Source organism: Micromonospora sp. NPDC049903 (assembly GCF_044460945.1).
Lineage (GTDB): Bacteria > Actinomycetota > Actinomycetes > Mycobacteriales > Micromonosporaceae > Micromonospora.
Window position 1 is genome coordinate 1 of record NZ_JBITKL010000036.1, and the last position, 12,733, is coordinate 12,733.

Here is a 12,733-nt window from a genome sequence, read left to right on the forward strand (position 1 = left end):
GACCATCAGTGAAGAAGTTGTCGTCGACAGACTCCACCGGCAGATTGAAATGCTGCATCACACCGGGCAGGTCACAGAAACGTACGTCGACGAACTTCACGTCCTCGTTCTTGAGGTAACGCAGGAGTTCCTCGGGATTGGCGAACACTCGTCCTCCTGGCACGTCCACGGGGTAGCTAGGCTCCTGGCGACGCTATGGCCGTGCGGTTGCCCGGCCATGTCTCCAGTGTTTCTGCCGTGTTACGTCCCTCGCGTTGTGTCATGTTCCCTGGTGGGACGGACCCGATACGCGACGGACTGGTCCGGCGGTGCCAGTGTAGTGAAGATTGCTGCTATTGACCCTTTTCGGTATCACGTGCCGGACCTGCGCCGGGCCCGCACCAGCGTGCTGGCTAGTCTTGTCCGCTGTGACGACCGAGCCACACCACGCGCCGCCGCCCGCCACCGACCCCACCTTCGTCCCGGCCGACCTGGGCCGCCGGTTCGGGGCACTGGTCATCGACTGGGTGCTCTGCCTACTCGCGTCGGGCCTGTTCGCCAGCCCCACCGGCGACCCGTGGGCACCTGTCGTCGTGCTGATCGTGATGTACGGCTTCTTCCTCGGCCTGTTCGCGCAGACCCCCGGCATGTTCATCACCAGGATCCGCTGCGTCGCCTGGGCCGACGGCGGACGGATCGGCCTGGTCCGGGCGCTGCTGCGCGGCGTACTGCTGGCGCTTGTCGTCCCGGCGCTGGTGATGGACCAGCACCGTCGGGGCCTGCACGACCGCCTCAGCGGTGCGGTCGTGGTCCCTGCCGTACGCGCCGGGCGCTGACCGCCCGACCCGACCTCAGCGGCCCCGGCTCTGCCGGAAGGCACCGCGCGGCGGGCGCAGGTTCTTCGGGATGGCGCCCTTGGGCATCTGCGGCTTGGCGGAAGTGAGCGCCTTGAGTCGCTTGTCCAGCGAGTTGACGTCCTTGCCGCTGAGGTTGCGCGGCAGCCGCATCAGCGTCATCCGCAGCTTGCGGATCGGCAGCTCGCCCTCGTCCTGGCCGATGACGTAGTCGTAGAGCGGTGCGTTGCCGATCACCTTGGCCAGCCGGCGCTTCTCCTGGCCGAGCAGCCCGCGTACCCGCTGCGGGTTGCCCTCGGCCAGCAGGATCACGCCCGGCTTGCCGATCACCAGGTGGACCATGTCCATCTGGGTGGTCGAGCTGACCGCGGGGGAGACCCGCCAGTCGCCCCGCATGCTCTCCATGATCTGTGCGGCGGCCCCCGGCTGCCCCTCGGCGGCGTTCATCATCGCCCGGTTCGACCGCAGGTTGAGCACGATCAGCAGGGCGAGCAGGGCGAGGAGGATGCCCAGCGGCAACCAGAGCCAGCCCCAGATCATGACCGCGACCACGGTCAGCGCGAGCGGGATCAGCACCGCGCCGGCCGCCAGTGGCGCGAACCACTTGTCCTGCTTGGCGGTGAACCGGAACACCAACCCGATCTGCTTCAGCCGCTGGCCGAACGAGACCTTCTCCTGGGGCTTTGCCATGCGGGCAAGTCTAGTGGTCGCCCGCCGTGCGGTTGATCCCCGTCCGGTCCTGCCCGTCGAGCGCTGCTCGCCGACCCGTCCTGACCTCGGTCCGTGCGGTCGGTCACCGGCAAGCCGGCGACTTCCTGGGACCGGCCGCAGGCCCAACCGGCGATTCCCTGGGACCGGCCGGAGGCTCAGCCGGCGACTTCCTTGGACCGACCGGAGGCTCAGCCCGGTGCCCGCTGATGTCGGCCACCGGCTCAGTTCGCGACGGCGACGCTTTCCCGGGCGGCCAGGGCCTGCTGGTAGAGGCGGCCGGCGCGGTAGGACGAGCGCACCAGCGGCCCGCTCATCACCCCGGCGAAGCCGATCTCCTCGGCCTCCTCGCGCAGCTCGACGAACTCCTCCGGCTTGACCCAGCGCTCCACCGGGTGGTGTCGGGGGGAGGGGCGAAGGTACTGCGTGATGGTGATCAGCTCACAGCCGGCGGAGTGCAGGTCGCGCAGCGCCTGGGAGACCTCGGCGCGCTCCTCGCCCATCCCCAGGATCAGGTTGCTCTTGGTGACCAGGCCGGCGGCGCGAGCCTGGCTGATGACGTCCAGCGAGCGCTCGTAGCGGAACGCCGGCCGGATCCGCTTGAAGATCCGTGGCACCGTCTCGACGTTGTGCGCCAGCACCTCGGGCCGAGCACCGAACACCTCGGCGAGCTGCTCGGGGACCGCGTTGAAGTCGGGGATCAACAGCTCGACGCCGCAGCCCGGTTGCAGGGCGTGGATCTGCCGGACGGTCTCCGCGTACAGCCAGGCACCGCCGTCGGGCAGGTCGTCACGGGCGACGCCGGTGATGGTCGCGTACCGCAGACCCATCGAGACCACCGACTCGGCGACCCGGCGCGGCTCGTCGGCGTCGAACTCGGCCGGCTTGCCGGTGTCGATCTGGCAGAAGTCACAGCGGCGGGTGCACTGGTCGCCGCCGATGAGGAAGGTGGCCTCCCGGTCCTCCCAACATTCATAGATGTTGGGGCACCCGGCCTCCTGGCACACGGTGTGCAGCCCCTCGCGCGAGACCAGCCCACGCAACTGGGTGTACTCCGGGCCCATCTTGGCCTTGACCTTGATCCACGGGGGTTTGCGCTCGATCGGCGTCTCGGCGTTGCGGGCCTCGATACGCAGCAGTCGCCGCCCCTCGGGGGCGGGCGTCGCGGTACGCGCGGCCTGGCCGGTCGTCGGCGCGGAGTGCTCGATCGTCACAAAACGAGCCTACGCCGGATGGTGGCCGTCGATGAACTGCGGGCGACCGCCGTCACCTGGGAAATCCTGTGACGCCGGACACCGAGGGCGGAAATTACGCGTCACAGGACGGCCTTCTCGAGTGCTAGCGTTGCCGTTCGAGAGCGACGACGGAGCCGAGTAGCGCCCCGATCCGCCAGTTGAAGAGAGCCGCCGGTTGCTGCGAGGCGGTCTGGCGTCGGGCCGTGAAGACCCTCCCGAGCTGCGGGAAGAACGGCGTGCGATGTGTAAGGAAGGGCCCCCTGTTAACGCCTGCGGTAGAGCAGGGGACCCCGCTTAACATCCGCGTTCAGTAGAGCCCGCCCGGCTGGCCCCGGTGAAAAGGCGACGAATGAGGCTCCCGTCTCGACGGGGGCGAAGGTGTGGTGGCACCGCGAGGTTCCCGCTCGCCCACACCTCCCGGGGATCGCGTTGCGATTGACGAGGAGGTAACCGTGCAACGCATCCTGTCCGACCGACTCACCCCGCACACCGGCCGTACCGTCCGGATCGCCGGCTGGGTCCACCGCCGCCGACTGCTCAAGTCGGTGGCCTTCCTGATCGTCCGGGACGCCGCCGGTCTCACCCAGGTGGTGGTCACCGACCCGGCGGTCCGCGCCGAGATCGAGGCGCTGCCCGAAGAGAGCGTCGTCTCCGTCGACGGCACGGTGGTCGCCAACGCCACCGCGCCCGCCGGGGTCGAGCTGACCGACCCGGTGGTACGCCCGCTCGGGCCGCCCGCCGTGCCGCCGCCCTTCGACCTGTACCGGCCGACGCTCACCGCCAGCCTGCCCACCCAGCTCGACCACGCACCCGTCGCGCTGCGCCACCCGAGCCGTTCGGCGGCACTGCGCATCTCGGCGGCGGCGGTGGCCGGTTTCCGGGCCACGCTGGACGCCCAGCGGTTCGTCGAGATCCACACCCCGAAGGTCGTCGGCTCTTCCACCGAGAGCGGGGCGAACGTCTTCGCGCTCGACTGGTTCGGTCGTCCGGCGTACCTGGCCCAGTCGCCGCAGTTCTACAAGCAGCTCATGGTCGGTGTCTTCGAGCGGGTCTACGAGGTCGGGCCGGTGTTCCGCGCCGAGCCGCACGACACCGTACGGCACCTGGCGCAGTACACCTCCCTCGACGCCGAACTGGGCTTCGTCACCGACCACCGGGACGTGATGGCGGTGCTGCGGGACACCCTGGCCGGCATGATGGCGACGGTCGACGACCGGGCCGGAGCCGCGCTGGCCACCCTCGGCGTACGACCGCCGGACGTGCCGACGCAGATCCCGGACGTGCATTTCACCGAGGCGCTGCGGATCGCCGGGGCGCCCGCCGACGAACCGGACCTGGCGCCCGCGCACGAACGGGCGCTGGGCGAGTGGGCACGCCGGGAGCACGGGTCGGACTTCGTCTTCGTCACCGGGTACCCGATGGCGAAGCGGCCTTTCTACACCCACCCCGACCCGGACCGGCCGGACTACTCGAACGGCTTCGACCTGCTCTTCCGTGGCCTGGAACTGGTGACCGGCGGGCAGCGGCTGCACCGGCACGCCGACTACCTGGCCGCACTCGCCGACCGGGGCGAGCCGGTCGAGCCGTACGCCGGATACGTCGACGCCTTCCGGCACGGCATGCCGCCGCACGGTGGCTTCGCCATCGGTCTGGAACGCTTCGTCGCCCGGCTGACCGGAGCCGCCAACGTCCGCGAGGTCACCGCCTTCCCCCGCGACCTCCACCGCCTGACCCCCTGACCGCCCCACCCTCCTGACCCGCCCGTCGCCCGATCGCGTCGATCATGGAGTTGTGGCACTGGAATCGCGGATGTATTTCCGTTTCGTCGCGACCACAACTCCATGATCGCGGGGGAGGGGCAGCGGCCCAGGCCGGGACGGACAAGGCGGTGGGTGGGACGCCGGGGTGGACGGACGGCGGGCGGGCGAGCGGCGGGTTGGTCAGGTGAGGTGGCGGAGTTTGGCGCGGGCGGCTCGGCGGGCGAGGGGGCCGAGGTCGTCGATCACCTCGACCAGTACGGCGAGCCGTTCCAGGGCGTCGAAGGCGGCGCTGGCGCCCTCCGGGTCGACGCCGTCATAGAGTTCCAGGCCGATGAAGGCGGCGCTGACGGCCCGGGCCAACCCAGCGGGGTCGACGACCGGGGCGATCGGCGAGCCGTCGAGCAGCCGGTGCAGCACCGACTCGATCTCCACCGTCCAGATCCGCAGGGCCGCTGCGGTGGACTCGGCGAGCGTGGGGTCGTTCTGTGCGCCGGCCAGCAGTTGGGCCAGCACCGCCAGGTTGCCCTCGGCCTGTTCCTGGCGGTGCAGGGTACGCCCGATGTCGAGCAGTTCGCGCAGGGACGACACGTCGGCGAGGCGGGCCCGGTACACGGCCACCCGGGCGGCGGTGACGCTCCGGCACGCCTCGGCCAGCAGGTCGTCCACGCTGCCGAAGTGATAGAAGACCAGGGCCTGGTTGACTCCGGCCGTGGCCGCGATCGTACGCGCCGACACGCCGGCGATGCCGTGCTCACGGATCGCGGCGATGGCACCGTCGATCAGTCTGTCCCGGGTGGCCATGATGTCCTCTCGTCTACTCCCGGGGATTCTCGCGCAGCGGCCGTACGGCGGCGGGCACCGGTGCCCGGTGCGACGGGACGTGGTCGACGGTAAAGCTGCCCTCGTAGCCGAAGAGCGGGCCGAACCGGCGGTTGGTGACCCTGACCTCGATGCGGAACCGGTCGGCCCGGTCGTCGTACCACTCGCGTACGCGTGCCTCGCCGGTCAGCGCGGCGGGGCAGGTCAGCCCGTTCGGGAACCGTTGGAGCCCGCTGCGGATGGTCAGCCCACCGGCGGCGTCGACGGACGGGTGCAGGTCGACCGCGAGGTGCTGGTGCGTACCCAGATAGTCGACCAGGACCCCGCGACGGGCGCTCCACACCATGGTGGCGTCGAAGCGTCGCCGCCGGTGCGGGGTGACCTGAAAGGTACGGACGAAGGTCAGCGTGGGGCGGCCGTACGTGTCGGTGTAGGCGTAGTTCTCGATGGTGAACGGGATCTGTCGGCCGGTCTCCGGGAACAGGATGTGCCGCAGGGCGCCGAGGCGCAGGAACGGCCACGTGAAGGCGCCGCCGCGCCAGACCCGGTCCATCGTCCCGGTGCCGACGCAGCCGAGGTCGGCGTCGCCGTCGACCGCGAAGCGGCGGCGCAGGCGCGGGTGCAGACGGTCGAAGTCGGCACCGAGGGCGTGCTCGAAGACGGAGGTCACAGATGCTCCAGAAGACGGGGTGGCCGGGCGGCGAGGCGGTCCGGCGGGCGGCGTCGGCAACGTCGGGCCGCCGGGGTGTGCGGATGTGGGGGCACCAGGCAGGCGACCGCTGCGGCGACGACCAACCCCAGCGCGGCCGGTGTCCGGCCTGCGGCCCCGGCCGCCACGGTGACCGAGACCACCGCGAGCAACCGGAGGGCGACGTCGCGCATCGCGTTGGCCCGGGCCCGTTCCGGTGGTACGCCCGCCGTCAGCCAGAGTCGCAGCCGGTCGAACGACCACGCGGTGGCCCAGCCGAACAGCGGCCGGAAGGCGAGGTCGGCGAGCCGACCCGGGAGACCCCAGCGAGGGGTGTACGAGTAGCCGGTCAGGAACCGGACGCCGTGCGGCCCGGGCAGGTATCGCCAGTGGCCGGAGCCGGCTTCGACGAGTGACCGCGGATCGTCGGAGCCGAACCGCAGCGCCGAGGTGCGGGTGCCGTCGGGTCGCTGGCGCTCACCGGCGTGGACGCCCCAGCCGCGCACGGTGAGCCCGGGGAGCACGGTGGTGGCGTACCGGAATCGGGCGGGCCGGCTGCCCGGCACCGGGTCGATCCGGCTGAACCGCAGATCCCACCGACGGTGCTCCCCGGGATCCTGGGTCGCCCACCAGACCTGCTCGATCGGCGCGTCGATCAAGGTCTCGACATAGACAGTCCGCATGCCCACCCCCGCATTTGAGCGACCGCTTAAACGTATCCGAATTTAAGCACTCGCTCAAGAGTGGCGACAGGGAACCCCACCCGCGCCGGAAGCCCCCTCGGCCCCGGCGATCATGGACTTGTGGTGAGGATGAAACCGGATTAATGCCGACGAAACGTCAGCCACAACTCCATGATCGACGCAGAAGTGGTCGGCGACCGGGATGGAACGGCGGGGGAGAGGTCCGCGGGTGTAGGCGCTCGGGGTCAGGTGGTGACGATGGTCGGCAGGTGACGCTCGACGACGGGGAGCACCTCGGCCACGGTGACCGGGCGGCCCAGCTCGGCCGAGAGCGAGGTGACTCCGGCGTCCCGGATGCCGCACGGCACGATCCGGTCGAAGTAGGTCAGGTCACAGTCGCAGTTGATCGAGAATCCGTGCAGGGTGACGCCCCGGGCGACCCGGATGCCGATGGCGGCCACCTTGCGGTCCGGCCCTCGCTCGTCGGCCGGCACCCAGACGCCGCTGCGTCCGTCGACCCGGTTGGCGGTCAGGCCGAACTCGGCGCACACGTCGATCAGCAACTGCTCGACCCGCCGCACGTACGCGACTACGTCGACCGGGTCGGGCAGGCGCAGGATCGGGTAGCCGACCAGTTGCCCCGGACCGTGCCAAGTGATCTTGCCGCCGCGATCCACGTCCACCACCGGGGTGCCGTCCATCGGCCGGTCCCACGGCTCGGTGCGCTTGCCGGCGGTATAGACGCTGGGGTGCTCCAGCAGCAGCACCGTGTCGCCCTGCTCCCCGGCGACCACGGTCTCGTGCAGGCGGCGCTGCTCGTCCCAGGCGGCGGTGTAGTCGAGGACGCCGGCACGTACGGCCGTCAGGCCGGAGGTCGTCGCGGTCACGCTCACCAGCCTAGACCCGTACTCGCTGGTCACCTCCGGTGAGCCGGCTCACGGGCCGGGCGGCTCACCGCTGCCCGACCCGCCACAGCCAGACGTCCTCGACCCGTTCCGGCTCGCCGAAGAGCAGGGTCAACGTCCGGCGTACCGCCTCCTCGTCGACCGGCCACTTGGCGCCGTGCACCTCGTCGGGGAGCACCACCGTCTCGATCCGCCAGTGCTCCAGGTCGGCGCGTACCTCCTCGCGGGTGCCCTCGGTGACGATCGGCGGCAGGCCGCTGCGCGCGGCCTGGTCGAGCAGCGCGCCGAACGGACGCGGCACCGGCCCGATCCGGCCGCGGCCGTCGGGCCCGCCGGGGCCGAGGAAGAAGCCGGACGGGATGGCGAACTCGCCCTGCCGGTTCGCCAGCGCGTACGCCTGCCAGCGCTGGCCGTCCGGATAGACGTCGAGGGCCAGCGGCGCCGGGGTCAGCACCCCGCCCGGGGAGACGTAGTCGCGCCACGCGCCGGAGGTGATGAAGCGGGGGATCGGTTCCCGTTCGATGGTGAGCAGCGGCGTCGGGACCAGCGGCACCAGCGCGACCGCGAAGGCGGCCGTCCAGGCCACCGCCGCCGGCCGACCCGGGCGGTGCTGGCGGAGCCGGTCCACCGCGAACGCCAGCAGCAGCCCGATCACCGGCGTCACCACCAGCGCGAGTCGGGCCGGCAGCGCGGCGTTCACGACGGGCAGATGCCCGAGCAGGTCGAACGGCATGGGCAGGTCGGTGCGGTGGCCGTTGACCTTCGCCACCGGCCCGAAGGAGAGCGCGGTGAAGGCCACCGCGAGGACGCCCAGCCCCCACAGCGTGGCCCGGCGTCGTGGCGTGGCCGACCGCCACAGCAGGGCGAAGCAGGCGACGGTGAGCAGCAGCAGGGGCAGCCCGAAGAAGGAGTTCTCCTCGGTTGGGTTCGGCGCCAGCGAGGTGCCCAGTCCGGCCTCGCCGGCCAGCGATCGGCGCGGGTAGGCGGCGTACGCGGCGATGTCCTCGGAGTGGATCACCGAGTCGAATCCGGTGCCGTGGAAGCGCTGGGGCCCGGCGAAGTGCAGCCAGAGCGGGTACGCCAGCAGCACCCCGGCGACCACGGTGGTCACCGCGAGACCGCGCAGGAACGACGGCAGCACGGACCGCGCCTCGACCCGGTTGGCCGGGTGCAGTGCCCAGACGGCGACGAAGAGGCCGAGCCCCAACGCGGTGAAGAACAGCCCCTCGGCGGCGATGGAGAAGGCGATCGCGACGAGTACGCCGAGGATCGCCCCGTCACGCAGCGGGTGCGCCGACCGGCGCAGCACGAACAGCCGCCACACCAGCAGCGGCACCAGCCAGCCGGCGGTCCAGTTCAGGTGGGCGTTGGCGTGCGAGACCATGCCGGGGGAGAAGCCGATGAACAGTCCGCCGACGGCGGCGGCGAGTCGACTGCCGACGAGGTGTCGGGAGAGCAGCCAGTACCAGGCGACGGCGGTGGCGGCCAGGTTCAGGGTGAGGATCACCAGGAAGGTGGCCGGCGGCCCGATCAGGTACGTCAGCGGGGCGAAGACCACCGCGTACACGGTGATCGAGGTGTTGACCGCGAGGTTGACGCCGTCCGGGACGTTGATCAGGTACGTGAAGAACGGGTTCTCCCCGTGACTGACCGTGTGCCCGCCGAAGGCCAGCAGCCACTCGAACAGCGCCTGGTCGCTGGAGTTGACCGTGATCGCGCGGCCGTTGGGGTCCCGCCACAGCCCGCTGGTCACCCAGACGGCGAGCGCCAGCGCGATCAACGCCACGATCAGGTCGGCGCGGCGGTCACGGGTGACGCGCGGCGGCGAGGTGGTCACGGACGCCGAGGACGGGGAGCTGGGCACCTAGCGGACGTTACCAACCTCACCGGACACCTCAGGTCAGACCCGTCGTTTGTAAGGAAGGGTCCCCTGCTAACGCCTGGTGCATATAAAGGGACCCTTCCTAACACCTCAGCAGGGCACGACGGCCGGACGGGGTGGCGGCGGGGAGCGAGATCAGTCGTGCAGGGCGGCGTGCAGAGCGGTGGGCAGGTCCGGGTGACGGAAGGTGAAGGCGGCCCGGTTGAGTACGCCGGGCAGGACCCGCGTACTGGTCAGCGCCTCCTGGGCGAAGCCGCCGAGGACCGCCTTCAGAGCCAGCGCCGGGATCGGAATGATCGCCGGACGGCGCAACTGGCGGGCCAGTTCCCGGGTGAACTCGGCGTTGGTGACCGGTGCCGGGCCGACCACGTTCACCGGGCCGCTCAGGTCGTCGTGGGCCAGCAGGAACGTGACCGCGTGCAGCCAGTCGGTCATCGAGATCCACGGGATCCACTGGCGTCCGCTGCCGAGTCGACCGGCGATGCCCAGCTTGAACGGCAGCAGTTGCGGCTTGAGCAGTCCACCGTCGCGGTGCAATGGCAGCCCGGTGCGCAGCCGCACCACACGTACCCCGGCGTCCTCGGCCGGGCGCGTGGCCGCCTCCCAGACCCGGGCCACGTCGGCCAGGAAGCCCTCACCGGCCGGCGCGTCCTCCTCGACCACGCGGTCCCCGGTGTTGCCGTACCAGCCGATCGCCGAGCCGTTCAGCAGCACCTTGGGCCGGTCGGCCCCGGGCAGGCCGGCGATGGTGATGGCCAGGGTGCTGGTGGTGTCCACCCGGCTGGAGCGGATGAGCTGTTTGTACTGGTCGTTCCAGCGGCGGTCGCCCACCCCGGCGCCGGCCAGGTTGACCACCGCGTCCGCCTCCGCGACCAGCGCCGGGTCGAGCTGCGCCGCCGACGGGGTCCACTGCCGCTCGTCCGGCCGGCGCGGTGGTCGTCGGACCAGCCGGGTGACCTGGTGCCCGTCGGCCACGAGCAGGTCGACCAGCCGGGTGCCGAGGAAGCCGGACGCGCCGGCCATCAGGATCCGCATACAGACATCTTCGGGTACGCGCAGCCATCCGGCTGGGTCGAGTCGGTCACGCCGATGTCTCGGCTGACCCGACGCGGGTCTGTCGAACGACGAAGTCAGGGACGGCGCACGTGCCGGACGTCGACCAGTTCCGTCAGACCGGCGAAGTCGTTCGGGTTGGTCGTGTAGAGCGGCAGGCGGTTGGCATGGGCCACCGAGGCGATCATGAGATCCGCGAGCCGACGGCGGGTGGTGCGGCCGGTGGCGAGGACGGCGCTGGAGATCATCCCGAACGCTCGGGCCGCCTCGGCGTCGAACGGTAGCGGGTCGAAGGTGGCCTCGGTGTGTTGGAGCACGCTGGTCCGGCGGGCTCGTTCAGCGTGATCGTCGGCGTGGTGCGGGCCGGCGGACAGTTCCGCGAGCGTCACGGCGCTGATCACCATCTCCTCCGGCAGTTCGTCCGGGTCCAGCGCGCCGAGGAGGATCACGATGTTCGTGTCGATCAGGCCCCGGGCCGCAGTCTCACCACTCACGATCGAATGGGTCCTGATCGACGGCGGAGTCGAGATCTCGGCGGAATCGCTCCGCGTCGAGCGGGGGCGCGGTGGCGAATGCGGCCATCACTTCGGCGCGCGGAACGAAGGTGCGCCGCCGAAGCGGGATCAGCTTGCCGATGGGGGTGCCGTTGCGGGTGATGACGTAGGAGTCTCCGCGCTCCACCCCGCGCATGATCGCGCCGGAGTCGTTGCGCAACTCTCGCTGTGTGATCTCCCGATGGGCGTGCTCAGCCACCCACCCATTCTAGCCATGGGTGCTACAGAGTGCTACGCATGTCACGGGTGCGGGTCGGGCGGGTTGTCGTGCCAGCGGGCACGGTAGGCGGCCTCGGCCGCCTCGTGGGCGGTGCGCTCCTCGAAGACCACCGCGCGCAACGCGTGCCGGCCCTCGGACATCACCACCACCTCGACGACGATCATGCCGACCAGGATCACGGCGAGCACGCCGAGCGCGAGCAGTCCGGGCAGCGGTATGGCGATCGGGATGCCCAGCGCGAGCAGGACCACGGTGCCCAGCCGCAGCCAGGACAGCGTGCGCAGGGTGCGCCACTGGAACAGCATGTTCCCGGCCAGATAGCAGAGCACCCCGGAGAACAACAGCGGTACGTCCGGCCCCCGTGCCGGCTGGCTGATCGGGACGCCGGGCTCGGCGATGTCGTGCACGATGCCCTCGGCGCCGAGGGCGAACAGCAGGATGCCGACGATCATCGGCAGGTAGAGGTAGGCGTAGGCGTCCCGGGCCATCAGCACCCGGGGGCGGCCCTGGCTGGCGTGCAGCGCGATCCGCGCGGCCGGGCCGATCACGTCGTAGTGGATCCACCACATGGCGGCGCTGAAGACGATCCCGAGCACGGCGGCGGTCACCCCCGGCAGGGTGGGCGGTTGGCCGAGCAGGTTGCTGCCCAGGCCGATGGAGATCACCGACTCGCCGAGCGCGATGATCAGGATCAGGTCGTACCGTTCGGTCCAGTGCTCGGCCGAGGTGACCCCCCAGCCCCAGGTGCGGGCCAGTAGTCCGGTGCCGTACTGGAGCAGCACGACGCTGATCCACAGGCCGTCGCGGACCAGCGCCGCCATGTCGTCGTCGGGTAGGTGGCCGGGCAGCAGGGCGGCGACGAGCAGCAGCGCGGTGCTCAGGGTCAGTTCGGGGGCGTACCGGACCAACTGGCGGCGTTCCACCGGGTCGTCGCGGACGGCGTGCAGGAACAGCGCCAGGTGTACGGCCCGGATGACCACGTAGCTGACCGCCACCACGATCGGCCCGGCCTCGGTGCCGCCGGAGTCCATGAACGCCTGGGGCAGCGCGAGCGCGAAGCAGAACAGCGCGGCCATCCCGGCGATCATCAGGACGGGTACGAAGCCCTCGCCGATGCGTACCCGGGTGGCCACCACCGTGTGCACCACCCAGCACCACCAGAGCACGGCGAGGACCAGCAGGGCGTGCAGCAGTTGCCGGTCGCTGATGTTGGCGGCGGTGGCCCGGGCGATGTTGAAGAAGGAGAAGACGAAGACCAGGTCGAAGAAGATCTCGAACTTGTCGACCCGGGCGCCCGGTGCGATCCCGACCGCCGGTCCCAGCCGTTGCCGCCGGCGCCTGTCGTCCACGGCCTGAGTTTCGCAGTGGCGCAGGTCGTGAGGGGCGCGTTTCG

Annotated in this window: 13 protein-coding genes and 1 pseudogene; 2 read left to right on the top strand and 12 right to left on the bottom strand. The window is 71.0% G+C overall.

Annotated features, from left to right (window positions below):
- Window positions 1–148, bottom strand: a pseudogene (locus ACIBO1_RS29870) (glutamine synthetase); the annotation flags it as partial.
- A gap of 259 nt (window positions 149–407) precedes the next feature.
- Between ACIBO1_RS29870 and ACIBO1_RS29875 the strand changes: the two are divergent.
- Window positions 408–815, top strand: coding sequence for an RDD family protein (locus ACIBO1_RS29875; protein ID WP_396752296.1), 408 nt, complete (start codon window positions 408–410; stop codon window positions 813–815).
- Window positions 816–830: 15 nt separating this feature from the next.
- Here the strand turns inward: ACIBO1_RS29875 and ACIBO1_RS29880 are convergent, their stop codons facing one another.
- Together ACIBO1_RS29880 and lipA are read right to left on the bottom strand one after the other, a co-directional pair.
- Entirely contained in the window at window positions 831–1,523 is a 693-nt protein-coding gene (locus tag ACIBO1_RS29880) for a DUF4191 domain-containing protein (protein ID WP_396752297.1), read from the bottom strand.
- A 242-nt stretch (window positions 1,524–1,765) separates the two neighbouring features.
- Window positions 1,766–2,755, bottom strand: coding sequence for a lipoyl synthase (gene lipA, locus ACIBO1_RS29885; protein ID WP_396752300.1), 990 nt, complete (start codon window positions 2,753–2,755; stop codon window positions 1,766–1,768).
- A gap of 473 nt (window positions 2,756–3,228) precedes the next feature.
- Here lipA and aspS point away from each other — a divergent pair, with 473 nt between their 5' ends.
- Window positions 3,229–4,515, top strand: coding sequence for an aspartate--tRNA(Asn) ligase (aspS, locus tag ACIBO1_RS29890; RefSeq protein ID WP_396752302.1), 1,287 nt, complete (start codon window positions 3,229–3,231; stop codon window positions 4,513–4,515).
- 201 nt (window positions 4,516–4,716) lie between these two features.
- Here the strand turns inward: aspS and ACIBO1_RS29895 are convergent, their stop codons facing one another.
- The 9 genes from ACIBO1_RS29895 to ACIBO1_RS29935 form a co-directional block, all read right to left on the bottom strand.
- Window positions 4,717–5,340 carry a TetR/AcrR family transcriptional regulator gene (locus ACIBO1_RS29895; protein ID WP_396752365.1) on the bottom strand — a complete coding sequence of 208 codons (624 nt, stop codon included), beginning with the start codon at window positions 5,338–5,340 and terminating at the stop codon, window positions 4,717–4,719.
- Between the two features lie 10 nt (window positions 5,341–5,350).
- On the bottom strand, window positions 5,351–6,025 hold the full coding sequence (locus ACIBO1_RS29900) for a DUF4166 domain-containing protein (protein WP_396752305.1): 675 nt from the start codon (window positions 6,023–6,025) through the stop codon (window positions 5,351–5,353).
- Window positions 6,022–6,726 carry an SRPBCC domain-containing protein gene (locus ACIBO1_RS29905; protein WP_396752308.1) on the bottom strand — a complete coding sequence of 235 codons (705 nt, stop codon included), beginning with the start codon at window positions 6,724–6,726 and terminating at the stop codon, window positions 6,022–6,024. Before ACIBO1_RS29905 ends, ACIBO1_RS29900 begins: the two co-directional genes overlap by 4 nt.
- A gap of 245 nt (window positions 6,727–6,971) precedes the next feature.
- The gene (gene lipB / locus ACIBO1_RS29910; RefSeq protein ID WP_396752310.1) at window positions 6,972–7,613 is read right to left on the bottom strand and encodes a lipoyl(octanoyl) transferase LipB; all 642 of its coding nucleotides are present in this window, start codon (window positions 7,611–7,613) and stop codon (window positions 6,972–6,974) included.
- Between the two features lie 64 nt (window positions 7,614–7,677).
- Window positions 7,678–9,495 carry a DUF2079 domain-containing protein gene (locus tag ACIBO1_RS29915; RefSeq protein ID WP_396752312.1) on the bottom strand — a complete coding sequence of 606 codons (1,818 nt, stop codon included), beginning with the start codon at window positions 9,493–9,495 and terminating at the stop codon, window positions 7,678–7,680.
- 153 nt (window positions 9,496–9,648) lie between these two features.
- Window positions 9,649–10,548, bottom strand: a complete 900-nt coding sequence (locus tag ACIBO1_RS29920) for a TIGR01777 family oxidoreductase (protein ID WP_396752315.1) — start codon at window positions 10,546–10,548, stop codon at window positions 9,649–9,651.
- 95 nt (window positions 10,549–10,643) lie between these two features.
- Window positions 10,644–11,060, bottom strand: a complete 417-nt coding sequence (locus tag ACIBO1_RS29925) for a type II toxin-antitoxin system VapC family toxin (RefSeq protein WP_396752317.1) — start codon at window positions 11,058–11,060, stop codon at window positions 10,644–10,646.
- Complete coding sequence (locus ACIBO1_RS29930; protein ID WP_176094937.1) at window positions 11,050–11,319, bottom strand: type II toxin-antitoxin system Phd/YefM family antitoxin; 270 nt, start codon at window positions 11,317–11,319, stop codon at window positions 11,050–11,052. The genes ACIBO1_RS29925 and ACIBO1_RS29930 overlap by 11 nt, the downstream gene beginning before the upstream one ends.
- Window positions 11,320–11,360: 41 nt before the next feature.
- Window positions 11,361–12,689 (bottom strand): low temperature requirement protein A, encoded by a 1,329-nt coding sequence (locus ACIBO1_RS29935; RefSeq protein ID WP_396752320.1) that lies wholly within the window; start codon window positions 12,687–12,689, stop codon window positions 11,361–11,363.
- Between the last annotated feature and the right edge of the window lie 44 nt (window positions 12,690–12,733).